We start from the raw sequence: 22,261 nt of genomic DNA on the forward strand, positions 1-22,261 counted from the left end.
ATGACGATCGACGCGGACACGAGTGACGCGGGCGCGGCCGCCGGGGGCGTACCCGCCGGAGGCCGCGCCCGCACCGGGCGGGCCGCCCGCTCCCGGAGCCCGCTCGCGGCCCTGCCCCTGCTGGCCTTCGTGGCGCTGGCGTTCGGGATCCCGGCGGTCGCGCTGCTGCTGGGCGCGTTCACCGTCACGGACCCTCGGACCGGGGTCTCCGCCCTCGGCACCGCCAACCTGACCGAGAGCCTGCGGGGCAACTACCTCGCCACCCTGCTCGGCAGCGTGCGCCTGTCCGCCGTGGTCGCGGTGCTCGGCGCGGTCCTGGGCGCCTTCCTGGCCCAGGCCGTGGTCACCTCCTCCTCCCGGGCGCTGCGCGAGTCGGTGCTGTCGGCCTCCGGCGTGCTGGCCAACTTCGGCGGGGTGCCGCTGGCGTTCCTGTGGGTGGCGACCCTGGGCAACTCCGGGGTGGTCACCAGTGCCCTCGGGCTCGGCGAGGCCGGCTGGAGCCTCTACGGTTTCTGGGGCCTGGCCCTGGTCTACATGTACTTCTCCGTGCCGCTGATGGTGCTGGTCCTGGTGCCCGCCCTGGAGGGCCTGAAGACGCAGTGGCGGGAGGCGGCGAGCAACAGCGGGGCCACGGCCTGGCAGTACTGGCGGCTCGTCGGCGTCCCGGTGCTGGCCCCCTCGCTGCTCGGCGGGGTCGTGCTGCTGTTCGGCGGCGCGTTCGCCGCCTACGCCACCGCCGCGGCGATGACCGGCAGCACCGTCCCGCTGGTCACCCTGCAGATCGCGGACGCCCTCACCGGCGACGTGCTCGTCGGGCACGAGAACATCGCACTCGCGCTCAGCCTCGACATGATCGTCGTCGCGGGCCTGGTCATGGCGGTCTACCTGCCGCTGCAGCGAAGGAGCACCCGATGGTTGCGGTGACCCCGATCCTCCAGGCGGGGCAGGCCGTCTCCCCCGGCCGGCCGCGGCGGACACGCCTGTGGCGCGGCCTGGTGCTGGGCGTCGCGGCGGTGTACTTCCTGGTGCCGATGGGGACCTCGTTCTGGTTCACCGTCCACAACGAGCAGCAGGGCTTCTCCCTCGGCGCCTACCTCCGGATCCTGTCGGCCGAGGGCTTCGGGACGAGCATGCTGCTGTCGCTGGGGCTGGCCGCCGCCACGATCGTGACGGTGCTCGGGCTCACGCTGCCGGCGATGCTGGCCGTACGGCTCGGCGCCCCCCGGCTGCGGCCCGTGCTGGAGGTGGTCTGCACGCTCCCGCTGGTGGTGCCGCCGATCACGTTCGTCTCGGGGATCGGCACGGTACTGCGGTGGGGGCCCGACCACCTGGCCTCGACACCGTTCTGGGCGACCCTGATCGCGATCCAGAACGAGACGTTCCCCACGGTGCTGGTGCTGGCCTACGTGGTGCTCGCGCTGCCGTTCGTGTACCGCTCGCTGGACGCCGGGCTGCACGCGATCGACGTGCGCACCCTCGTCGAGGCGGCCCGCAACCTGGGCGCGTCGTGGCCGCACGTGGTGTTCCGGGTGATCGTCCCCAACCTGCGCTCGGCCATCGCCGGCGCCTCGTTCCTCACCCTGGCGCTGGTGCTCGGCGAGTACACCGTCGCCGCGCTGCTCGGTTACCGGACCTTCCCCGTCTGGATCGTGACGATCGCCGGGTCCGAGGGGCAGATGTCGGTGGCCGTGTCGATCCTGAGCCTGCTGCTCATCTGGGTGCTGCTGCTGGTCCTGTCCGGCGCGGGCGCCAAACGAAGGAGTTCATCATGACCGCCGGTGTCGAGTTCCGGGGGCTGCGCCGCGTGTTCGGCCGCACGGTCGCCCTGGACGGCCTGAACCTGACCGTCGAACCCGGCGAGCTGATGGCCCTGCTCGGCCCCTCGGGCTGCGGCAAGACCACGGCGCTGCGATGCGTCGCGGGCTTCGAGCACCCCGACGAGGGCGCCGTGCTCGTCGGCGGCGAGGACGTCACCCACCGGCCCGCCAACCGCAGGGACGCGGGCATGGTCTTCCAGTCCTACAGCCTGTTCCCCAACCTGAACGTCCGCGACAACGTGGCGTTCGGGCTGCGGGTCCGCAAGGTGCCCGCGGCCCGGCGGCACGCCAGGGCCGCCGAGCTGCTGGAGCTGGTCGGGCTTCCCTCGCACGGCGGGCGCTACCCGCACGAGCTGTCCGGCGGCCAGCAGCAGCGCGTCGCCCTGGCCAGGGCGCTGGCGCCCGAACCGCGCGTGCTGCTGCTGGACGAGCCGCTGTCGGCGCTGGACGCCAAGGTCCGCGTCACGCTGCGCGAGGAGATCCGGCGCCTCCAGCTCGATCTGGGCATCACCACCGTCTTCGTGACCCACGACCAGGAGGAGGCGCTGTCGGTGGCCGACCGGGTCGCGGTGCTCCGCGACGGGCGGCTGGAACAGTGCGCCCCGCCCGCCGAGATCTACGACCGGCCCGCCACGCCGTTCGTGGCGGAGTTCGTCGGCACGATGAACCACATCCCCGGCCATCTGTCCGGCGGGGAGGTCACGGTCCTCGGCCTGCGGCTGCCGGTCGACGGCCCGCTGCCCGGCTCCCCCGAGGTGGACGTACTGGTCCGTCCGGAGGCCGTGCTCGTCACACCCGATCCCGAGGGCGAGGCGCTGATCGCGGCGTCGTCGTTCCGCGGCTCCTCGGCGCGGCTGCGGGTCCGGCTGGGCGAGCTGGAGATCCTCAGCGACGTGCCCGGTCACGACGCGATACGGCTGGCCCCCGGCACACGGGTGACGGTCGACCTCGTGCGGCGGCCCGTCCTCGTCGCCGGGCGCGCCGCGACCTCTGCGTCCGCCGCGCCCTCTGCGCCCTCTGCGGCCTCTGCGGCCTCTGCGGCCTCTGCGGCCGTGGAGTCCTCCGATGCCGGCTGAGCCGGCGGCCGTCCTGTTCGACATGGACGGCACCCTCGTGGACACCGAGGGACTGTGGTGGCAGGCGTGCGCGGCGGTCGCGGCCGAACTGGGCCTGGAGCTGACCGAGGCCGACGCCGGGCACGTGCACGGCCGCCCGGCCGGGCACACCGCCGCCCACCTCCTGCGGCGCGGCCCGCGTCCCCCGGCATCCGAGCCCGTCTCCCTGCCCGGTGCCCGGGTCGGCGCCCAGGCCGGTACCCAGGTCACCGACCGGGTCGGTGCCCGGCTCATCGAGGAGTTCGCCGGGCGGGTCGAGGCCGGGGTGACCCCGCTGCCCGGCGCGATCCGGCTGCTGGACGATCTGGGCGCGGCGGGTGTGCCCACCGCGCTGGTCACCGCCTCCCCGCGGCGGATCGTGGACATCGTGCTCCGCACGGTCGGGGCCGCGCGGTTCGACCTGGTGGTCGCCGCCGAGGACACCGCCCGCGGCAAGCCCCTGCCGGACCCCTATCTGCGGGCGGCCGCCGCGCTGGGCGTGGATCCGGCCCGGTGCGTGGCCGTCGAGGACAGCGCCGTCGGCGTCGCGTCCGCCCTGGCCGCGGGGTGCTCGGTGGTGTCCGTCTCCGCCGGTCTGCGGGTGCCGTACGGCGTGCTGACCTCGGACGGCCTGGAAAAGATCGACGTCAAGACGCTGAGGCTGCTGGCGGCGGGAGAGATCTCGATAGGCTGATCTCTTCATGTGACGGCGTATGCGGTTAGGTATGACGGTGAGCAACCTAAATGCGGGCGAACCCCTTGAGATAGGGCGATATCGCGTGCTCGGCCGGCTCGGCAGAGGTGGGATGGGCACGGTCTACCTCGGCGAGTCGTCCGACGGGCAGCGGGTCGCCATCAAGGTGATCAATCCGGAGTACAGCCGTCACGAGCAGTTCCGGATGCGTTTCCGCCGTGAGGCGGACGCCGCCCAGCGGGTCCGCAGGTTCTGCACGGCCGCCGTGCTGGAGACCGCGCTCGACGGTGACCAGCTCTACGTCGTCACCGAGTACGTACCGGGGCCGAACCTCGAGGAGGCCGTGCAGTCGGGCGGGCCGCTCCGCGGCTCCAGCCTCGACGCGCTGGCGGTCGGCGTGGCGACCGCGCTGGCCGCCATCCACGGCGCCGGTGTCGTGCACCGCGACCTCAAGCCGTCCAACGTGCTGCTCTCCCCGGTCGGCCCACGGGTGATCGACTTCGGCATCGCCCGCGCGCTGGACACGCTCGGCGGGATCACCGGGACCGGCGAGATCCTCGGCACCCCCCGCTACATGGCGCCCGAGGCGCTGCGCGGCGAGCCGGTCTCCTCGGCGTGCGACGTCTTCTCCTGGGGCTGCCTGGTCGCCTTCGCCGCGAGCGGCCGGCCGCCGTTCGGCGGCGAGAGCCTGCCGTCCGTGCTCTACCAGGTGCTCAACACCGAGCCGCCCCTGGACGGCCTGGACGGCCCGCTGCGCGAGCTGGTCACCCACGCCATCGCCAAAGACCCCGCGCGCAGGCCGACCTCGCAGCAGATCCTCGACAGCCTGGTCGGCCGTTCGGCGGAGCCTGAGCAGGCGGCCCACTCGGTACGGGCGGCCTGGCAGCAGAGCCCGCCCCTCATGACACCGCCCCCCGCCCCCCACGCGGGGCCCATGACGCCCGCGGCGGTCCCGGCGGCCGGTCCCCCGGACGCCGGGACCGCCGTGTGGGCCCAGGGCACCGGGGAGACCTCCCCGGGCTCGGCGACGGGGGCCGCCCGCTGGTCGCCGGGCGGCAGGGCGCTGGCCGTGGGGGCGGCGGCCGCGGCGCTGGTCGCGGCGATCGGCGGCACCGCCCTGTACTTCGCGCTCTCCTCCGGCGGACCGCCGGAAGGGCTCCCCCTGCTCTACCAGGAGGACTTCACCCAGAGCGGGAACGGCTGGGCCGGCGGCGTCTACGACGGGTACAACAGCAGATACGGTTACTCCCCCGAGGGCTACTACGCCGTCGACGTCAACGGCACCAACCCCGTGGGGCGGAAGAAGGCCCCGATCGGCTTCCTGACCGCCCCGCCCGCGACCCCCGACCCCTCGGCCAGCCCGACCCCGGTCATCCCCGACCGGCTGCTGCTGGGCGTCGACGCCGGCGTCCGCGACGGCAGCAGCGGGCCCGGCGAGTACGGGCTGTTCTGCCGGGGCGAGGACGACTACCAGGCGACGCGCTACGAGTTCCTGCTCGACACCCTGGGCACCGCCCGCATCCGCAAGGCCGTCAAGAGCGGCGGCGGCGAGCTGATCAAGCCGGTCCAGGTCGACGTGCCCGAGGACGGGCCCGTCCGCATCCAGGCCGAGTGCGCGGGCGGCACCGACGGTGTGCGGCTGACCATGTGGGTCGACGGCCGGCAGGTCGGGTCGGCCCTCGACACCGACCCGCTGCCCAACGGGCAGGTCGGCCTGCTGACCCGGGTCGGTGAGAAGAGCAGGGCCGTCCTGAAGGCCTCTTTCGACAACTTCACCATGCACGGCGTCCCGCGCACGGCGACCTCGTCGCCGACGGCTCCCGGCGGGAACAGCGAGTGACCGTCGCGGGGTTGGGGACGATCGACAACACTCAACCGAGCGAAGGAGTCAGCGCCATGCGTGCCATAGTCGTCTCCGCCACCGGCGGCCCCGAGGTCCTCACCTACACCGACCTCCCGGACCCCGAGCCGAACCCCGGCGAGGTGCTCGTCGACGTCGCCGCCAGCGGCGTGAACTTCATCGACATCTACCACCGGATGGGCCGCTACCCGCTCTCCCTGCCCTTCGTTCCCGGCAACGAGGGGGCGGGCACCGTCGCCGCGGTCGGCGAGGACGTCGAGGGGGTCTCCATCGGCGACACCGTCTCCTGGACCAACGCGATGGGCAGCTACGCCTCCAGGGCCGTGGTCCCCGCCTCCCAGCTGCTGGCCGTGCCCGAGGGGATCACGGCGGAGCTGGCGGCCGCCGTCACCCTCCAGGGACTCACCGCCCACTATCTGACCCATTCCGTCCACGAGGTCAAGCCGGGCGACGACGTGCTGGTGCACGCCGCGGCCGGGGGTGTGGGCCTGCTGCTCACCCAGATCGCGAAGCTGCGCGGCGCCCGGGTGATCGGTACGGTCTCCACCGACGAGAAGGAGATCCTGGCCCGCCAGGCGGGCGCCGACGAGGTCCTGCGCTACGACGGCTTCACCGACGCGGTCCGCGACCTGACCGGCTCCGGGGTGCACGTCGTCTACGACGGCGTGGGCGCCACCACCTTCGACGCGAGCCTCGCCTCGCTGCGCCCGCGCGGCATGATGGCCCTGTACGGCCAGTCCAGCGGCCCGGTCCCGCCCGTCGACCCGCAGGTCCTCGCCCAGGGCGGCTCCCTGTTCCTGACCCGTCCCGCTCTCGGCCCCTACACCGCCACCCGCGAGGAACTGGCCTGGCGGGCCTCCGACATCTTCGGCTGGGTGGCCTCGGGAGACCTCAAGGTCCACATCTCCGGCCGCTACCCCCTGGCCGAGGCGGCCCGGGCGCACGAGGACCTGGAGGCCCGCCGCACCACCGGCAAACTCCTGCTCCTGCCCTGACCCCCGCCGGGCGTCGCGACCTCACCCGGGCGGCGGACGGGACGGCCGTCCGGGGCATCAGGGCAGCGGATGGGCCGGCCAGTCCAGGAGACGGGCACCCAGCACCGCCGTCTCCAGCGTGAACCGCTGGGTCGGATCGTCGGGTGAGAATCCGGTGAGGCGGCGGATCCGCTCCAGCCGGTAGGTCACCGCCCGGGTGCTGACGCCGAGCCGCCTGGCGGCGGCGGTCTGGTTGCCCTGCGAGGCGAAGACCGCCTCCAGCGTGCCGAGCAGCGGCTCCGCGCCGCCGCGGGCACTCAGCAGGGGGTTGAGCACGGTCACCACGAGGTCCTCGATGGCTGCCCTGTCCCGCAGGAGCACCGGGAAGACCAGCAGGTCGGCGGCCCTGAGGACCGGTGCCCGCAGTCCGAGCCTGTCGCCGAACCCGATGGCGTCCGCGGCCTCCCGGTAGGAGGTGACCACTCCGCCGGGGCCCCGGTGCGGCCGTCCCTGGCCGATCCGCCACCCGGGTGCGAAGGCCTGCCGTACATGGTGGGCGAACTCCCCGGCGGCGACGGCCAGGGCGCCCGGCGTGACGCACACGAGCATCCCGTCCTTGACCGCGATCAGCACGTTGTGCGAGCCGAACCGGCCGACCATCATCTCCTCGATCCTGCGGCCCAGCACGGTGGTCTCCCTGTCGGCGCGGCCGTTCTCCGGGCCGCCCGCCGCCCCGTCGCGCCCGGAGCCCGCGTGCCCGGCGTTTCCCGGCACCGCCGTCTCCCGCGGCGATCTCGCGGGGCGGGCCACCGCGACCGCGTAGCTCTCGGCGAGGCTCAGGCCGAAGTGCTCGGCCCGCTCGGCGAGCCGTTCGGCACGGCCCTGGAGCAGGTCGTCGACGAATCTCCTGCGCTCGGTCTCCTCGTGGCGCAGGGCCAGCCGCTGGGCGTTCTCGTAACCCTCCATCAGGGCCGAGAGCACACGCCTGAGCGCCCCGAGGGGGACCGGTCGGGTGGATCCGGCCACGCTCACCGCCACGCCCTCCGGCGCCCCCGCCGTCGCCCTCACCGCCGCGCCTCCCGCGCCCGGCGCCGTCCCCGCTCCGGTGCCCGCCGGGGCGTTCGTCAGCGCGTCCAGCGCGGCCTCGACCAGCGCCCGCACCGTCAGTCCGCGCTCCGCGGCCCGCACGCCGACGGCGCGGCAGTCGTCCAGCTCGGCCCGGACGGGCAGCCTGCCCGTGGTGGCCGCCTGCCGGAGCGTCCCGAGCGGGCCACCGAGCAGTTCGTCCATCAGACTCCCACGTCACGGCGGTCGAAGGTGAGCATCGCGACCAGCAGCAGCACGATCGTCGCACCTGCCAGGACACCGTAGTCCCCAAGGGGGAGGCCCTGATAGACGGGTTTGCCGTCCAGGTAGTAGTGAAACGGCGAAAGCCAGCGCAGCCAGGAGATCGCCGTGACGTCGCGGCCGAGGGTCTCGACCACGTAGCCGCCGACCGCCCACACCCCGGTGACCGCCAGGGCGAGGCCCTTGCGCCCGGTGGCCGCGCCCACGGCGACGGTCGTCGTGCCGAACAGCAGCATCAGGAGATAGAGCCCGGCGTGCGCGGCGGCGATGTTACCGAAGGGCACGCCCATGTCGTGCGCCGCGGCCATCCCCGCGACCAGCGCGAAGGTGACCAGCCCGACGGCCAGCAGGCCCAGGGCCAGCGCGGCGTGACGCTCCAGCACCAGCCTCCTGCGGTCGATCGGCAGCGCGAGGGTGAGTTCCAGCGTCCCCGCCTCCTCCGGCTGGGCTATCGCCCGGTTGCCGAGGATGACCGCGCACATGATGAGCAGCAGCGGGCCGAACAGCTGGTAGGCCACGACCTGGAGGTATCCCGCGCCGGTCGTGAAGTTCTCCAGCCCGCCCATCAGGTCCCGCAGCGCCCCCGGATACTTGGCCAGCGCGGCACGGTTGTACAGGTCGGGGTCGCTCACGATGGAGGAGTAGACCGACAGGTAGAGCAGCAGGAAGGCGCTCACGCCGATCGTCCAGCCGATCAGCGCCCGCCGGTAGTCACGCAGGCTCTTGGACACCAGCGCGGGCATGACGCCCCTCCTCGTCGCTGTAGTAGGTCAGGAAGATCTCTTCGAGGTCGGGCTCGGCGCTGGTCATGTGCACCACGGTGAACCTCGCCGCCGCCTTGATCAGTGCGTCCGGGCGGCCGTCCAGGGTGCAGATCACCCCGGTTCCCTCCACGCGCAGGTCGCGCACGCCGGGCAGGTTCTCGAACGCCTCCCGGGGAACCGGCGCGTCGAAGTGGAACTCCACCCGCCGCACCGCCTTCTCCCGCAGCGCGGCGACGTCCTCGACCGCGACCAGCCTTCCGCCGCGCACGATGCCGACCCGGTCTGCGACGTCCTGGACCTCGGCGAGCACGTGCGACGACATGAGCACGGTCCGTCCCGAGACGCGGACCTCGCGGAGCATGGCCAGGAACTCCTGCTGCACCAGCGGGTCCAGGCCGCTGGTCGGCTCGTCCAGGATCAGGAGCTCAGGCTCGTGCATGAACGCCTGGATGAGCCCCACCTTCTGCCTGTTCCCCTTGGAGAGTTTGCCCATGGGCACCGACAGGTCGGCCTCCAGCCGCTCGGCCAGCGCCTCGGCCCGTCCCCTCGGCACTCCGCGCACCCGGCCGAGGAAGGCCAGGTAGTCACGGGCCCTCTCCCTGCCCTCAAGGGCCAGGTCTCCCGGCAGGTAGCCGATCCGGGCACGTGTCGCCGCGTCGCGGGGGTCCGCGCCGAGCACGGACATCCGGCCCCGCGTCGGCCGGATCACGTCGAGGAGCAGTCTGATCGTGGTCGTCTTCCCCGCGCCGTTCGGGCCGAGGTACCCGAACACCTCCCCGGGATGGATCCGGAGATCGACGTCCTCCAGGCCCCTGCGCTCACCGTAGAACTTGGTGAGCCCCTCGGTTTCCACCACCTCTGTCATGCCCCGATCGTGCCCGTGGAGCCGCGGTCCCGGCCATGACCGGATCCCGACAGTTGGCGGCCCGTTCGTTGCCCGGTTCCGGAACGCGCCGCGACGGGATCGCGGACCGGCGGAGGTGGGCCCCGGGAGGCGATCGGAGACGGCCGGGACAGGGGGCCGGGAAGGCGGTGGAAGACGGCCGAGGCGCGAGCCTGGGGCGGCGGGGCGTTTATCGTGAGAGCCATGAACGTGGACACCGCCTTCGTGCTGGGCGGCGGAGGCGTGCTCGGCGCCCACGAGGTGGGCATGCTGCGCGCGCTCGACGAGGCCGGCATCAAGCCGGACCTGATCGTCGGCACGTCCGTCGGCGCGTTGAACGGAGTGATGCTCGCCGCCGACCCCGGTGGCGCCGTGGCGAACCTCACCTCGCTGTGGCGCTCGGACGTGGTCCGCACGGCCTTCGCCGGGTCGTGGGTGACCCGCCTGTCCACCCTGGCCAGAAGCGGCACCCACCTGCACTCCGCCGAGCCGTTGCGCGCCCTGCTGACCCGGAGGCTTCCGGTCTCCCGCATCGAGGAGCTGACCGTGCCGTTCCAGTGCGTGGCCGCCTCGGTCGAGCACGCCCGCGCCCACTGGTTCACCAGGGGCCCGGTGGTCGAGGCGGTCCTCGCCTCCTGCGCCGTGCCCGGCCTGCTCCCCCCGATCCGCGTCGGCGACGACCACTTCCTCGACGGCGGCCTGGTGCACAGCATCCCGGTGGGACGGGCGGTCGCGCTCGGGGCGCGCCGCGTCTACGTCCTGCACGTCGGCCGGATCGAGCGGCCCCTGACCGTCCCGCGCAGTCCGTGGGAGGTCGGCCTGACCGCCTTCGAGATCGCCCGCAGGCACCGTTTCGCCGAGGAGATGGCGGCCCTGCCCGAGGGCGTCGAGGTCCACGTGATGCCGGCGGGCGCCGAGGGCCGGACGGGGATGGACCTCTCCCAGCTGCGCTACCGGGATTCCTCACAGATATCCGTATACATCGAACGGGCCTACGAGGCCTCGTCCCGCTACCTCGCCCGGCGGCCGTCCCCCTGAGAGACGGCACCGCCGCATTAAATCCCCCACCTGGGCATATAGATGACCACATATGCCCAGTAGGAAGGAGATCGTCTTGCTCCCTCCTCGCATCGTCCGCCGCCTGATCCTCGCGCCGCTGGTCATCGTGCTCACGGTGGTCGCGGTGGTCACGCTCCCGATCTGGCTGCTGGTGGTGACCGCCGCCTCGCTGCGCCTGCCGCCTCCGCAGCGGCGCGGTACCCGGCTGGTCTGGTTCGCGGTGGCGTGGCTGACGCTGGAGTCGATGGCGCTCACCGCCTGCCTGTGGCTGTGGATCGCGGGCGGGCTCGGCGGACGGCTCAGCCGGGACGAGCAGCAGGAACGGCACTACGCCCTGGTGCGGTGGCTGCTGGCCGGGGTGTACGGCGCCGCCGTACGGATCTTCGGGCTGAGCGTCGAGATCGACGAGCCGCCGCCCACCCCCGAGGAGGTCTCCCGCCGCCGCACCCGCCCGGTGATCGTCCTGTCCCGCCACGCGGGCCCCGGCGACTCCGTCCTCCTCGTCCACCACCTGCTCACCCTGTACGGCAGGCGCCCGAGGATCGTGATGAAGGCCGCCCTGCAACTCGACCCCTCGCTGGACGTGATGGTCAACCGGCTGCCCAACGCCTTCGTCCCCCGCGAGGCCTCGGCGAGCGGCATCGTCGACGAGATCCGCCGCCTGGCCTCGGACATGGACGCCGACGACGCCTTGGTGATCTTCCCCGAGGGCGGCAACTTCACCCCGAAGCGCCGCCGGCGGGCCATCTTGCGCCTGGAGCGCAAGGGGCTGGCCGAGGAGGCCGCCCGCGCCCGGAACCTGGAGCACCTCATGGCCCCCCACCCCAACGGGGCCATCGCCGCCATCGAGGCCTGCCCGGCCGCCGACGTGGTCTTCGTCGCCCACACCGGCCTCGACGACCTGGTCACGATCGGCGACGTCTGGCGCAAACTGCCCGTCCGCGCCCGGATCAAGGCCAGGTGGTGGCGGGTGCGGGCCGAGGACATTCCCGATGACCGCGAGGCGCGGATCGACTGGCTGTACGACCAGTGGGAGAGGATCGACACCTGGATCGCCGAGAACCGCCCGGTCCCGCTCTCCCCCGCCTGAGACTCCCCTCCCCCTCCCCCTCCCGGACGGTTCCCGGACAGGCTGCCCTGAGCAGGCAGTCGAGGCACTCGTCCAGCAGCACGTCGTACAGCCGGGCCCCGGCCGTGCCCAGCTGTGCGGCGGGGTCGGGCAGCCCGGCCCTGAGGTTCCCGGCGAGCTTGATCGGGTCCATGTCGGCGGCCATGACGGCCTCGTCGGAGAGGTCCGCCGCCTCAAGGGCCGCCACGACCTCGTGGAGCACCGCCGCCCTGTCGTTCTCCGCGAGCCCGCCGTACTCCTGCTCGACGAGCACCGTCAGCCGCCGCTCCACCCCGTCGGCGACGGCTTCGAGCCGGCGTTCGAGGCTGCGCCGTACGAACCGGTCGGGGAACCCGCTGCGGATCAGTGTCGTGAGGTCCGCGCCGCGTTCCGCCCTGGCCGCTCGGGCGGCGAGTCCCTCCCGCATGGCACGGCCCGCGACGGCCCGGCCCGCGACCGCGACGACGGCTTCCAGTCCCGGCATCCTGCTCCTCGGCCGCTGTTCGGTTCGTCTCCCACGATCACTGAAAAAGAGCGCCGAGCACCGATAAATCAGTCGATCGCAATCGAGAACGAACCGTACGGCGCGCGAGGAGAGCGAGCCGCCTGTGCGCGAGGAGAACAGCGGGGACGTCTACCACTCCTGGGAGAGGCCCGACATGCGGCGGAGGTACTCGTCCTCGTCGATCTCACCGGCCGCGTAACGGCGCTTGAGGATCTCGCGCGGATCGTCGAGCGCGGGCCGTCTCTCTCCCCTGAGGGCGCGCAGGACCGGGCCCGGCCGGAAGACCACGAGGACGACCACGGCGATGACGAGGAGGATCAACACGAGCCGGAGCATCATTCACCTTCCATGGCTCTATTGTGCGAGATTCTGCGAGAAGTCCGGTACCTCGCGCAAGGTTCCACCGGGCGGCAGGAGCGGCAGGTCCCGCGGGGCACCGCCCTCCAGGAGCCCGCGCAGGGCGGCGGTGTCCAGGTGCCGTTCGACCAGGTCGCCCAGGGCGTCCAGTCGTTCCTCGCGCAGCGCGGCGAAACAGACGCCGGGGGCCGGGGTGAAGTCCCGTCCGGAGACGGCCGCCACGTCGGCCAGGAACGCCCGGCGGAAGTCGTCGTTCTCCAGGGCTCCGTGCCAGGTCGTGCCCCAGACGGAACCGGAGCGGCAGCCGTCGAGGAAGGGGTCGCCGCCCTCGGCCGTCACGACGCCGTGATGGATCTCGTAGGCCTCGACGCGGCAGCCGTACGCGCTGCCGACCGGACGGCCCAGCGTCTTGTCCGCCGCGAACTCGACCGTCGCGGGCAGCAGCCCCAGCCCCTCGACCGTCCCGGCGCCGGACTCGACGTCGTCGCGGATGGTCCGGGCGAGCATCTGGTAGCCACCGCAGATGCCCAGCACCGCCCGGCCGCGCAGGGCGTCGGCCAGGCCGGTCGCGCGCAGCCAGGCCAGGTCGGAGACCGTGGCGCGGGAGCCGGGCAGCACCACCAGGTCGGCGTCGTCCAGCTCCGCGGGTGAGGTCACGAAACGGACCACCACCCCGGGCTCGGAGGCCAGCGCGTCCACGTCGGTGAAGTTGGAGATGCGCGGCAGCCTGACCACCGCGACCCGCAGGGTCTGCCCGCCGTACGGCGCGCCCGCCCCGGCCGCGGGCCGGCCGTCCAGGGCCAGGGAGTCCTCGACGTCCATCCAGAGGCCGTCCAGCCAGGGCAGCACGCCGTAGACCTCACGCCCCGTCAAGCTCCTGATCATGTCGAGGCCGGGTTCCAGCAGTTCCCGCGCCCCCCGGAACTTGTTGATCACGAACCCGGCGATCAGTGCCTGGTCCGCGGGCTCCAGCAGCGCCACCGTCCCGTACAGCGAGGCGAAGACCCCGCCCCTGTCGATGTCCCCGACCACGATCACCGGCAGGCCGGCCGCCCTGGCCAGGCCCATGTTCGCGATGTCGCCCCTGCGCAGGTTGATCTCCGCCGGGCTGCCCGCCCCCTCGCAGACCACCACGTCGTAGCGGTCGCGCAGCCGTTCGAGCGCCTCCACCGCGACCTGGCGGAGCCGGTCCTTGACGTCCCAGTACTCCATCGCGTCGACCTCGGCCATCGGCCTGCCCATGACCACGACCTGGCTGCGCCGGTCACTGCCCGGCTTGAGCAGGATCGGGTTCATGTCCGCCGTCGGCTCCAGGCCGCACGCGGCGGCCTGCATCGCCTGGGCCCGGCCGATCTCGGCGCCGTCGGCGGTGACGAAGGAGTTCAGCGACATGTTCTGGGCCTTGTACGGCGCGACCTTCACCCCCTGCCTGGCCAGCCAGCGGCAGATCCCGGCGGTGACGACGCTCTTGCCCGCGTCGGAGGTGGTCCCGGCGACCAGCAGCGCGCCCTTCATGCGTTCACCGCCGTACCGCCCGCCGTACCGGCCACCGTATCGGCCACCGTGCCCGTCCGGGACGGCTCCGGAGGCGTTCCGCGGACGGACGGCACACGGCGCCCCGGCAGCGCGCGGCACTCCGGCGGCATCCGGTGGGCGGGCCGCGCCCCGATGGGACCTGAGGGGCCGAGGGAGGCGAGGGGATCGGCAGTCATGCTCACAGCATGACGTGCGGCACGCCGTACCGCTCACCCGGGGCGCGCCGGTCCCCGGTGCCGATCATCGGCGTGAACGCAGGAACACTCCCAGCACGGCCAGGCCCGCCGCGGTGAGACCGACCGCCCGTGCCAGCCGTACGGACCGGCGGATGTCCCCCACCTCCGGCTTGGGCCCGTCCCCCATCTCGGGCCGGTGCTCCACCCGGTCGCCGTAGACGTTGGCACCGCCGAGCGTGACGTCCAGCGCCCCGGCGAAGGCCGCCTCGCAACGGCCCGCGTTGGGGCTCGGATGCCGGTGACCGTCCCTGCGCAGCACGCCCGCCGCCTGCCCGGCCGAGCCGCCCGCCAGCGGGGCGCACAGCACCGTGAGCAGGCCGGTGAGCCGGGCCGGGACGAAGTTGGCGACATCGTCGAGCCGGGCCGCGGCCCAGCCGAAACGCTCGTAACGGGTGTTGCGATGACCGACCATGGCGTCCAGCGTGTTGACCGCCCGGTAGGCCAGCAGCCCGGGAACCCCGGCGACCGCCCCCCAGAACAGCGGGGCCACGACGGCGTCCGAGGTGTTCTCCGCGATCGACTCGACCGTGGCCCTGGCAAGCTCGGCGGACTCCAGCGAGGAGGGATCACGCCCGCACAGGTGCGAGAGTCTCCCGCGCGCGCCCGCGAGGTCGTCGGCCTCCAGGAACTCCGCCATGGTCACCCCCTCGCGCCCGAGCGTCGTGCCGCCCAGCACCGCCCAGGTCGCCGCGGCGCTCAGCGCCCCCCGCACCACGGGGTTGCGCGCCCGGCTCACCGCGATCCCGAGCAACGCCACCGGGCCCACGCACAGCACGACGTATGCGACTCCGGCGGGCCGGGCGTCGCCGTACACGCGCCTCTCCAGCGCCGCAGCGGCCCGCCCGAACAGCGCCACCGGATGCCCGCGCCGCGGATCGGCGACGACGGCGTCGACGACGACCCCGGCGAGCATCCCCAGAGCCTCCGCCCGCCCGGGTCCGCGCCGGATCGCGGTCCGGCCCGGTCCACGACGCGCCGTGGGCCGGACGGACGGGCTAGACGAGATGGGCATGGAGACGGTCCTGGTTCTTCTCGAGCCAGGCGCACGCCCGGCGGATGCGCGGTCCGACGCCACTGTCCCACATGCGGGCCCAGCCGCCGCCGAGAGCCACCGCCCTGGCGTGCATGACGTGGTAGGAACGGTCGAAGCGGAGCCGGGCGAGGTCCAGGAGGCGGCGGCGGTCGCGGGGGGCCAGGCCGTACGCGTCGCAGAACAGCCGCAGCCGCGGGCCGATCTCCAGAGTCCTCTGCAGCGGCTCCAGATCACCGGGATCGGCGATCGGGGCCCAGTGCCGCAGAGTCGTCACCACGTCGAACAGCCGGGTCGTCGGCCGGGCCATGTCAAAGTCGATCAACGCGGCGGGCAGCCCGTCGCGAAAGATCACATTATCGAGGTTCACGTCACAGTGGCCGACCAGTTCGGGAGCCGCGTCGTCGTTGGACCCCGCCTCCCATACGGCGTGCGGCGGAGGGACGAACCCCGCCGACGTGTCGTGGAAGCGCCGCAACAGCACCGCCAGAGCGGCGAGCGACTCGCCGGTGAGCGTGTAGGCGGGCAGCGGCCGGGGCGCGGAGCGGCCCTCGACGTAGGTCAGCACCTCCCGCCCCTGTCCGTCCACCCCGACGATCCGGGGCGCGCCGTCGAACCCGGCCTCCTCCAGATGCCGTAGCAGGGCGTGCACCGAACGCGAGGAAGGACGGACAGGCCTGCGGACGGTGTCCCCGACCCGCACCACTCCGTCGGTCACATCACCGCCCAGCAAGGGAATCTCCTCTTGAACCGTGGCGGCGAACATGACATACGAGCCTAGACCGGTCCCCCCGATCGCGAGAACGATTTCCAGCGAAACGGCCCGCGATCCGGAGATCACCTGCGACGCGACCCCACCGACGGACAGATCTCCCTCGGGTAGACTTCCTTCGCCGCCACCACAATCGGCCCCGTCCACGCGACCGTCCCCCGCCCGGGAGTGATCCTCGCGACACAGACGGAAATCCGGTGCATGGACCCCCCTCGGATCATGCACAATTAGGCGGGAGCGCCCTTAGCTCAGCTGGATAGAGCACCGGACTTCTAATCCTTTTAACCTCCCTGTGTATGCCGACCTGCATAGATGCAGGTCGGCATCTGTGTGTGTACATGAAATCCGATGCTGTTAATCAGCGAGCCCCAAAGGATGGTTTGGGATGTTTTTCCCTACGCTACCGTCGGGAAGATGGATAGTGCATGACATGCCAAAGCTGACACTGTCTAGTTGATGAAAATCAATCAGTGACAGCTCGAATTTAGTCAGCTACGATCCGACATCGCAGCCGTGCAGCCGGATCAGGCGAGGGATGAGTACGCCGCATCGCCGACTCTGTCCAGCCCGAGGCAGGCAGCGGCGGTGCGGCCCCTACAAGGGGAAAGGGTCACCCCGGCAAGGATGGTGCCGGGGTGACCCGCCCCACGGGGAGCACCCTGGTGGCACTCCCCGAGCTCTATTCGGGCACTACCAGCGTGAATCGATCCGCTGGAACGACCTTCTTGGCACCATCCCGAGATGTGATCTCCAAGAGCGGCACTCCCGGCCGAAGCCCCCACCGCTCCCTCTCGTCCAGCGTAGGCATCCTGCCGTCGACACGACCGCCCGATGGCAGGTCAAAGTCAGCCTTCCCCTGATCGGCACGCACTCGGGTTCTCGCCCCCCTTGTCGTGTCCACTCGCCCCTCGCTGCGCAGCACGTCCAGCGCGTCCCGTACCGTATCGCGGCCCACCTCATAAATCTGGGCCAAACGCCCCTCGGCCGGCAGCATCTGACCTGGACCGTACTCTCCTCGGTCGATCGCGTCGCGCAGCAGGCGGGCAAGCTGCCGGTAGACGGGCTCAGGAGAGTAGGGGTCGATCACGATCATGAGGGTAGGACCAACTAAGGTGGCCCTAAGTTGTGGCCCTATGGCCACAACTTCATATTGCGCAAGGTGCCGTATAAGGGACACTTCGCTCACCGGTGCGGGCATCTGCCGCTTCATACCCCTGCACGGCGAAGGCCCCGCACTTTAGCCTGAGGATGACGAGTCTTCAGGAGGTGCAGGGCCTATGAACGACGCTACCACGGGCCACATGATCAGGCATGAGCGTGAACGTCAGGGTATGAGCACTACAGGCCTGGCGACCCGGGTGGGCTGCACAACCCGCCACATCGAGCTACTTGAGCAGGGCAAACGCTCCCCATCGGTACCACTGCTACGGAGGATCTCCACGGCCCTCGGAGTGCGTACGGCGATACTGCTCGGCGAAACTCCTCGCGACTCGCACGAGCCCGGCCGACCTCAAGTCGCCGACATAGAACGTGCCATGTTCACCTACAGAACACTGAGCACCGACCTTGAGCCGCCGGACGTGGAGCAGGTGGCCGAGCGAATCGCCGCCGCCCGACAGGCCTGGTTCAGCTCCCCCAACAAGTACTCCACCCTGATGCAGGCACTCCCTCGCCTCATCAGCGATGCCGAGAGGCTCCTGCTCGACACTCCAGGGGAGGCCGCCTACCGCGACGCATGCCGCACCGCCGCGGACATGTACATCCTGGCGCGCGGCGTCCTCAAGCACCTCGGGCGAATCGACCTGGCGCACCTCGCCGCCGACCGGGCAATGCGCTACGCCACTGAAAGCGGCGACCCACTGATGATCGCCTGGGCCCACTGGAACGTCGGCCAGATCATGCTCTCGGACGACATGCACGACATCGCCTACGACATCGCCCGCCACGGCATGGAGCAAATCGAGCCGGCCATCGCCGACGGCGACTACCGGCACATCAGCGTGTACGGAGGCCTACACCTCCTCGCCTCAATCGCCTTAACCCGCGGCGGCGACGACAGCGGCGCCCGCGAGCTGCTGCGCGGCCCTGCCTACGCCTTGGCTCAGCGAGTCGACGAACAGCGCCCCATGGTGGGGCTGTTCTTCGGGTCGACGAACGTCGCGATCCACATGGTCAGCGTGGAATACGAGATGCGGCAGCCAGCGGCGGCCATTCGGCTCGCTGACGAAATCGACCTTACGAAGGTCGTTTCGACTGAACGGCGCACCACTCACCTCTGCCAGGTGGCGCGGGCCTGTGAGGATCTGGGCGACGACGCGGCCAGCCTGGTTCACCTGCTGCGGATCGAACGAGAGTGTCCTGAGGAACTGGACCACAAACGGCTGTTGCGGGAGATGGTCCGGTCTCTGGCTCGGCGCGCCAGGCCGTCGTGGGCGCCGGAGGTTCGCTACCTGGCTGAGCGGCACAGGATCCTCGTCTAGGCGAACTCAGAGTTCGTTCGCAACTGTTCGGTTGCATCAAGTCACCCGCCGTTACGTTTCTGGTCAACAGCAACCGGCCCCCGGGAGCGAGAATGACCAGAGAGAGCGACGTCATGACGCGCGTGGTTGAGAGCGCGCGTCATGAGTTCCCCGACGTCGACTTCAATCACGACGGCGAGGGATGGAAAGCTTCATTCGGCGACACCACCCTGGCCGCCGAGAGCATCGCCGCACTGTGTGCGCTGCTCCGCCGTGAGGCCCCCATCTCAGCAACCATGGACGCCGAGACTGTCAAGGCTCGGCTGTCCGGCCGGTATCCCGGGTGGAGTGTCTGGCGGTCGGACCACGGGCTCTGGTACGCCACCCTTCGCGCCAGGCTTACTGAGGCCCAGCGTGACGCCGGCCGCGCCCAGACCTTACAGGCCGACACTTCCAAAGACCTGGCCGAGTTGCTCGCAGAACAGGAGCAGTTGGCGGTGGCAGAAGCATGAGCGAGATCGACCGCACCAGGCAAGCCTCCCGGCTACACGCGACGGAGCTCAACATCCCCTTTTCGATCTTCGCAGCGATCCCTGGGGTGACAACCACCTGGATGCCCCCTAACCCGGCCCTGCCCCGTAGCGAAGATCCTGAAGATCCTCCTGGCTGCCGTGCCCGCAGCGACGGCAGCCAGGTGTAAGACCCCTCGGGGTCTGGTGCCGCGCAGGGCGCCAGTCCCCGAGGCGAGGGCGGGCCACTGTCTCTTCTCGGAGGGGTGAAGCAGCCAGATCGGTCCGCCCTCATCATCCCCGGTAGCGCGCCTGCCGGGATGGGCCTCCACTGCCCCACGTGGTGGAGGCCCCCTCGATCGCCCGGCGGGGGTTCGCCCCCGTGGCCCCCGCCAGGCCGCGGTCTCTGCCCGCAGTTCAGCCCGGGTAGAGACCGCCAAACTCCCGACTAGGACAGGACTCCGCTACTACTCCCTGGTCGGCCCCACGAAAGGCCCCCGAGGCGACTACCCTCGGGGGCCTTTCGCATTTGTACGAAAGAGGTCGAGACTCCTCCTCCCTGTGTTGAGCAGGGCACTTCTCTGTTCTTAGAGAGTTGGAGCTCCACATATTTCACAACCTAGGTTGTAACTTGCCTCAACTTAATGTAAATCTGAGGAGTGACAGACGACGAGCGGGAAGTGAGCGATCAGGTGCTCGCCGCACGACTCGCCGCGACCGTTCCCCGATTGCTTGAAATCCAGCGTGAACAGGCGCAACTCATCCGTGAGCTACGACGCCGCAAGTGGTCCCAAGGGCGCATCGCCATAATCCTCGGCATGTCCCAACAGGCCGTATCGAAACGCATGAACCGCCCTCAAGACGACACAACCGAATAACCCAACGCCCCTCGGGCCGGTGCTACCAACACCGACCCGAGAGGACTTGATCCCGGAACCTCACCACTTCAAAGACAGGTCCGAGACCCAATGCCGAACCCTAGCCCTTTTGGGCTGGTCAGCGGTAGTTCCGCTGATCTTTTGCCCCCGTTCCTTCCGTCGTGGGCGCCCTCCTGGGCACCCACCGTCGTGGCTGTCATCGCCATCGCCATCGCTCTCCTCGTGATCAGTGCCGCCTTGTGGGGAGCCTGCAAGGGCACCAAGGCCGCGGTTGGGATCACGGCTGGCGCCTTCCGCCGGCACGTCGCCCCCAGGCCGGCCGAGGACATCCTCACGGTTGTCGCCGCCAGCATCGCCACCGGAGTGTCTGCCCAAGGCATGTGGCGCTTCACTGGCGACGTCCTCGGGTTCGACGGCCCGCTGCAGCTGTTGCTGTTCGCGTTCATCGAAGTCGCGGTCATCACCAGCGCCGTACGGGCCCGCCGCAACATGAGGGAGAACTTCTCCGCCGGCATCGACGGCGCCGCCGTGTGGGCTCTCACCGTCCTCACCGCGGTCCTGTCCGCGATGGACGCCCACAGCCTGGCCGAGGCCATCTTCCGGCTCGCTGCCCCGCTCGTCGCAGCGTGGCTGTGGGAGCGCGGCATGGCGGTGGAACGGCACCGCATCACCGGCCGTAAGCGCATCAACTGGCGGCTCACCCCTGAGCGCATGCTGGTCCGGGTCGGGCTCGCCGAGGTCAGCGACCGCACGGCGAGCGAGGTGGACACCTTCCGCCGCCTGACTCGGGTGGCGCTGGCCGCCAAGCGCGTCTGGCAGCTCCGCCAAGCGGGCGCCTCCCCCCGCAAGATCCGGAGCGCCATCACCAGGCGGGACCGCGCCCTGGACAAGGCTGTGGAGCACACCAACCTCGCCCGGGACAAGGCCTCCCAGGGGACGCTGCTGGACATCGTGACTTCCCTTGGCGGGAGCGAGAGTCTGTCGGCCATCCTGGAGACTGCCGCCGCCCCGTGGGCCGACCTCGACCACCCCGCCGTGCGGCCTGCCAACGAGCCCGCAGAGATGCCGCGGGAAGCACGGGAAGCGATCGCCGCCTATGAGGGGTGGAAGCGACCCACGATCATGCCGTTCGTACTCACGCAGCCGCACACGACGACGCGGCCCGACGCGAGCACGACGATGACAGCAACCGTGAGCGACACCGGTCGACTCGCTTCCACCCTCGCGCACACGCCTGCCGACCCGGCGACCGTCTTCCTTCACGCGCCGCCAGTGAGCGAGTCCGTAAGCGCCCCTCGCCCGGAAGAGTGCCCGCTGAAGGACGGCGACGTCCTCAAGATCACAGACACGGATCCGCACACCGCCCCGCTCACCGTCACCGGCTCCGACAGTGACCAGGAGCGTGAGAACGACGATGAGGAGACCGACGAGCGCGGCAGGCCCAATGAGCAGGACAATCAGGTCGCCGAGGAGTGGATCCGCCGTCGGTGCCGCGGCACGAACGGCGTCGGCAAGCGCCCGTCGTGGAACGACGTCGCCGCCCGGTACAGCTTCAGCGTCGGATGGGGCGGCAACCGCGTCAAGGCCGTGCAGGAACGCATGACCGCCCAGGGGTACACGTTCCTGGACGACGGCACGGTCCTGGCCCCCTCCAAGACGCGCACCGACTCACCCTCCGTGCAGGACCAGCCGGGTGATCGCGAAGCGTCGAGCGAGACGGCGGCGAAGAAGCAGCTTCTGCACGCCCTCGCCCTGCCTGCCGACGAGCCGGGCCCCTACACGGCAGTCAACGGCTCCAAGTCGTCCAGCTGACGACTTCATCTCCCCTGCCCCGATCCACCTTCCGTGAGGTCGTCATGCCCTTGATCGCCGTCTCTGCCCCCGTCCGTGCCGCTGTCCTTGAGTGCGAAGCGAATCTGGACCGCCGCCTCCCCGCCGACGAAAACGCCCTTGCTGCCGCCTTCGGCCTGGGCCTCGAAGTCGCCGCCGAGGTGGTGGTCTTGGTCGCAACCTGGCGCTACAGCCGCTACCTCGCCCGCGGTGGAGAAGCACTCGCCGCTGACGCCTTGGCCGCCTACTTCCGCATCACCCGGGACCGTGCCCTCAGGGTCCTGGAGCAGGCGCTGGGCGATGAGGCGTGATGAGCGAGCCCGGATGGTGGTGTCGCGTTGTCGAGTACATCGCGGTCGCGGCTCTCGTGGTCACCGCCCTGGTCGTGGTGTTCGCCGCGGACGAGTCATCCACCGTCCGCGGCCGGCTGTGGGCGGTGCGCCGCGCCTGGTACTGGGCCGCGAGCGACTCCCGCACCGTCCGCACCGTTCAGGGGTCCACCATCACCTGCACATCCACCAAGGCCACTGCGCTGCGCCTGATCCAGT

Annotated in this window: 23 protein-coding genes and 1 pseudogene; 15 read left to right on the forward strand and 9 right to left on the reverse strand. The window is 71.2% G+C overall.

All coding sequences use genetic code 11. From position 1 onward, the window contains the following. From AB0N02_RS32970 to AB0N02_RS32995, 6 genes are read left to right on the forward strand one after another with little or no spacing between them, the layout of a single operon-like run. On the forward strand, window positions 1-924 hold the full coding sequence (locus AB0N02_RS32970; protein WP_363954387.1) for an ABC transporter permease: 924 nt from the start codon (window positions 1-3) through the stop codon (window positions 922-924). Next, window positions 912-1,772 carry an ABC transporter permease subunit gene (locus AB0N02_RS32975; RefSeq protein WP_363954389.1) on the forward strand — a complete coding sequence of 287 codons (861 nt, stop codon included), beginning with the start codon at window positions 912-914 and terminating at the stop codon, window positions 1,770-1,772. The genes AB0N02_RS32970 and AB0N02_RS32975 overlap by 13 nt, the downstream gene beginning before the upstream one ends. Continuing rightward, window positions 1,769-2,893: an ABC transporter ATP-binding protein gene (locus tag AB0N02_RS32980; protein WP_363954391.1), complete on the forward strand. Its 1,125-nt coding sequence runs from the start codon at window positions 1,769-1,771 to the stop codon at window positions 2,891-2,893. Before AB0N02_RS32975 ends, AB0N02_RS32980 begins: the two co-directional genes overlap by 4 nt. Further along, on the forward strand, window positions 2,883-3,605 hold the full coding sequence (locus AB0N02_RS32985; RefSeq protein ID WP_363954393.1) for an HAD family phosphatase: 723 nt from the start codon (window positions 2,883-2,885) through the stop codon (window positions 3,603-3,605). Before AB0N02_RS32980 ends, AB0N02_RS32985 begins: the two co-directional genes overlap by 11 nt. Before the next feature lie 31 nt (window positions 3,606-3,636). After that, window positions 3,637-5,445 carry a serine/threonine-protein kinase gene (locus AB0N02_RS32990; RefSeq protein ID WP_363954395.1) on the forward strand — a complete coding sequence of 603 codons (1,809 nt, stop codon included), beginning with the start codon at window positions 3,637-3,639 and terminating at the stop codon, window positions 5,443-5,445. A 56-nt stretch (window positions 5,446-5,501) separates the two neighbouring features. Further along, on the forward strand, window positions 5,502-6,461 hold the full coding sequence (locus tag AB0N02_RS32995) for a quinone oxidoreductase (RefSeq protein ID WP_363954397.1): 960 nt from the start codon (window positions 5,502-5,504) through the stop codon (window positions 6,459-6,461). Between the two features lie 57 nt (window positions 6,462-6,518). Here AB0N02_RS32995 and AB0N02_RS33000 read toward each other — a convergent pair whose 3' ends face one another. From AB0N02_RS33000 to AB0N02_RS33010, 3 genes are read right to left on the reverse strand one after another with little or no spacing between them, the layout of a single operon-like run. Then, window positions 6,519-7,730, reverse strand: coding sequence for a helix-turn-helix domain-containing protein (locus AB0N02_RS33000; protein ID WP_363954399.1), 1,212 nt, complete (start codon window positions 7,728-7,730; stop codon window positions 6,519-6,521). Then, complete coding sequence (locus AB0N02_RS33005) at window positions 7,730-8,530, reverse strand: ABC transporter permease subunit (RefSeq protein WP_363954401.1); 801 nt, start codon at window positions 8,528-8,530, stop codon at window positions 7,730-7,732. Before AB0N02_RS33005 ends, AB0N02_RS33000 begins: the two co-directional genes overlap by 1 nt. Continuing rightward, a complete protein-coding gene (locus AB0N02_RS33010; RefSeq protein WP_363954403.1) occupies window positions 8,499-9,416 on the reverse strand; it encodes an ABC transporter ATP-binding protein in 918 nt (305 codons plus the stop codon). Before AB0N02_RS33010 ends, AB0N02_RS33005 begins: the two co-directional genes overlap by 32 nt. A 222-nt stretch (window positions 9,417-9,638) precedes the next feature. Between AB0N02_RS33010 and AB0N02_RS33015 the strand changes: the two genes are divergently transcribed. After that, on the forward strand, window positions 9,639-10,472 hold the full coding sequence (locus tag AB0N02_RS33015) for a patatin-like phospholipase family protein (RefSeq protein WP_363954405.1): 834 nt from the start codon (window positions 9,639-9,641) through the stop codon (window positions 10,470-10,472). Window positions 10,473-10,548: 76 nt separating this feature from the next. Next, the gene (locus AB0N02_RS33020) at window positions 10,549-11,583 is read left to right on the forward strand and encodes a 1-acyl-sn-glycerol-3-phosphate acyltransferase (protein WP_363954407.1); all 1,035 of its coding nucleotides are present in this window, start codon (window positions 10,549-10,551) and stop codon (window positions 11,581-11,583) included. 652 nt (window positions 11,584-12,235) lie between these two features. Here the strand turns inward: AB0N02_RS33020 and AB0N02_RS33025 are convergent. The 6 genes from AB0N02_RS33025 to AB0N02_RS33050 all read right to left on the reverse strand — a co-directional run bounded on the left by AB0N02_RS33025 (window position 12,236) and on the right by AB0N02_RS33050 (window position 17,130). Beyond that, complete coding sequence (locus AB0N02_RS33025; protein ID WP_363954409.1) at window positions 12,236-12,430, reverse strand: SHOCT domain-containing protein; 195 nt, start codon at window positions 12,428-12,430, stop codon at window positions 12,236-12,238. 30 nt (window positions 12,431-12,460) lie between these two features. Further along, on the reverse strand, window positions 12,461-13,978 hold the full coding sequence (locus AB0N02_RS33030; RefSeq protein ID WP_363954411.1) for a cobyric acid synthase: 1,518 nt from the start codon (window positions 13,976-13,978) through the stop codon (window positions 12,461-12,463). Further along, window positions 13,975-14,175, reverse strand: coding sequence for a hypothetical protein (locus AB0N02_RS33035; protein WP_363954413.1), 201 nt, complete (start codon window positions 14,173-14,175; stop codon window positions 13,975-13,977). The genes AB0N02_RS33030 and AB0N02_RS33035 overlap by 4 nt, the downstream gene beginning before the upstream one ends. A gap of 64 nt (window positions 14,176-14,239) precedes the next feature. Further along, window positions 14,240-15,154 (reverse strand): cobalamin biosynthesis protein, encoded by a 915-nt coding sequence (locus AB0N02_RS33040; protein ID WP_363954435.1) that lies wholly within the window; start codon window positions 15,152-15,154, stop codon window positions 14,240-14,242. 76 nt (window positions 15,155-15,230) lie between these two features. Further along, window positions 15,231-15,998: an aminoglycoside phosphotransferase family protein gene (locus tag AB0N02_RS33045; protein ID WP_363954415.1), complete on the reverse strand. Its 768-nt coding sequence runs from the start codon at window positions 15,996-15,998 to the stop codon at window positions 15,231-15,233. Between the two features lie 718 nt (window positions 15,999-16,716). Next, window positions 16,717-17,130 carry a winged helix-turn-helix domain-containing protein gene (locus AB0N02_RS33050; RefSeq protein WP_363954417.1) on the reverse strand — a complete coding sequence of 138 codons (414 nt, stop codon included), beginning with the start codon at window positions 17,128-17,130 and terminating at the stop codon, window positions 16,717-16,719. 208 nt (window positions 17,131-17,338) lie between these two features. Between AB0N02_RS33050 and AB0N02_RS33055 the strand changes: the two are divergent. From AB0N02_RS33055 to AB0N02_RS33085, 7 genes and pseudogenes are all read left to right on the forward strand, one after another. After that, a pseudogene (locus AB0N02_RS33055) lies at window positions 17,339-17,488 on the forward strand (helix-turn-helix transcriptional regulator); the annotation flags it as partial. An 84-nt stretch (window positions 17,489-17,572) separates the two neighbouring features. Continuing rightward, a complete protein-coding gene (locus tag AB0N02_RS33060) occupies window positions 17,573-18,517 on the forward strand; it encodes a hypothetical protein (protein ID WP_363954437.1) in 945 nt (314 codons plus the stop codon). Between the two features lie 92 nt (window positions 18,518-18,609). Continuing rightward, a complete protein-coding gene (locus AB0N02_RS33065; RefSeq protein WP_363954419.1) occupies window positions 18,610-19,008 on the forward strand; it encodes a hypothetical protein in 399 nt (132 codons plus the stop codon). A gap of 656 nt (window positions 19,009-19,664) precedes the next feature. Further along, a complete protein-coding gene (locus tag AB0N02_RS33070; protein WP_363954421.1) occupies window positions 19,665-19,883 on the forward strand; it encodes a hypothetical protein in 219 nt (72 codons plus the stop codon). Between the two features lie 189 nt (window positions 19,884-20,072). Beyond that, on the forward strand, window positions 20,073-21,695 hold the full coding sequence (locus AB0N02_RS33075; protein ID WP_363954423.1) for a hypothetical protein: 1,623 nt from the start codon (window positions 20,073-20,075) through the stop codon (window positions 21,693-21,695). Between the two features lie 44 nt (window positions 21,696-21,739). Then, the gene (locus tag AB0N02_RS33080) at window positions 21,740-22,024 is read left to right on the forward strand and encodes a hypothetical protein (protein ID WP_363954425.1); all 285 of its coding nucleotides are present in this window, start codon (window positions 21,740-21,742) and stop codon (window positions 22,022-22,024) included. Then, the coding region (locus AB0N02_RS33085) for a hypothetical protein (RefSeq protein WP_363954427.1) at window positions 22,024-22,261 on the forward strand (238 nt) is incomplete at its 3' end. The genes AB0N02_RS33080 and AB0N02_RS33085, both read left to right, overlap by 1 nt.

This window comes from Streptosporangium sp. NPDC051022, assembly GCF_040683035.1.
Taxonomy (GTDB): domain Bacteria; phylum Actinomycetota; class Actinomycetes; order Streptosporangiales; family Streptosporangiaceae; genus Streptosporangium.

Excerpts from the sequence above, each read along its gene's own strand:
- AB0N02_RS33035 (WP_363954413.1), bottom strand. The coding sequence starts at position 14,175 with ATGACTGCCGATCCCCTCGCCTCCCTCGGCCCCTCAGGTCCCATCGGG.
- AB0N02_RS32980 (WP_363954391.1), top strand. The coding sequence starts at position 1,769 with ATGACCGCCGGTGTCGAGTTCCGGGGGCTGCGCCGCGTGTTCGGCCGC.
- AB0N02_RS33065 (WP_363954419.1), top strand. The coding sequence starts at position 18,610 with ATGACCAGAGAGAGCGACGTCATGACGCGCGTGGTTGAGAGCGCGCGT.
- AB0N02_RS33000 (WP_363954399.1), bottom strand. The coding sequence starts at position 7,730 with ATGGACGAACTGCTCGGTGGCCCGCTCGGGACGCTCCGGCAGGCGGCC.
- AB0N02_RS33030 (WP_363954411.1), bottom strand. The coding sequence starts at position 13,978 with ATGAAGGGCGCGCTGCTGGTCGCCGGGACCACCTCCGACGCGGGCAAG.
- AB0N02_RS32970 (WP_363954387.1), top strand. The coding sequence starts at position 1 with ATGACGATCGACGCGGACACGAGTGACGCGGGCGCGGCCGCCGGGGGC.
- AB0N02_RS33060 (WP_363954437.1), top strand. The coding sequence starts at position 17,573 with ATGTTCACCTACAGAACACTGAGCACCGACCTTGAGCCGCCGGACGTG.
- AB0N02_RS32975 (WP_363954389.1), top strand. The coding sequence starts at position 912 with ATGGTTGCGGTGACCCCGATCCTCCAGGCGGGGCAGGCCGTCTCCCCC.
- AB0N02_RS32990 (WP_363954395.1), top strand. The coding sequence starts at position 3,637 with ATGACGGTGAGCAACCTAAATGCGGGCGAACCCCTTGAGATAGGGCGA.
- AB0N02_RS33015 (WP_363954405.1), top strand. The coding sequence starts at position 9,639 with ATGAACGTGGACACCGCCTTCGTGCTGGGCGGCGGAGGCGTGCTCGGC.
- AB0N02_RS33050 (WP_363954417.1), bottom strand. The coding sequence starts at position 17,130 with ATGATCGTGATCGACCCCTACTCTCCTGAGCCCGTCTACCGGCAGCTT.
- AB0N02_RS33010 (WP_363954403.1), bottom strand. The coding sequence starts at position 9,416 with ATGACAGAGGTGGTGGAAACCGAGGGGCTCACCAAGTTCTACGGTGAG.
- AB0N02_RS33080 (WP_363954425.1), top strand. The coding sequence starts at position 21,740 with ATGCCCTTGATCGCCGTCTCTGCCCCCGTCCGTGCCGCTGTCCTTGAG.
- AB0N02_RS32995 (WP_363954397.1), top strand. The coding sequence starts at position 5,502 with ATGCGTGCCATAGTCGTCTCCGCCACCGGCGGCCCCGAGGTCCTCACC.
- AB0N02_RS32985 (WP_363954393.1), top strand. The coding sequence starts at position 2,883 with ATGCCGGCTGAGCCGGCGGCCGTCCTGTTCGACATGGACGGCACCCTC.
- AB0N02_RS33005 (WP_363954401.1), bottom strand. The coding sequence starts at position 8,530 with ATGCCCGCGCTGGTGTCCAAGAGCCTGCGTGACTACCGGCGGGCGCTG.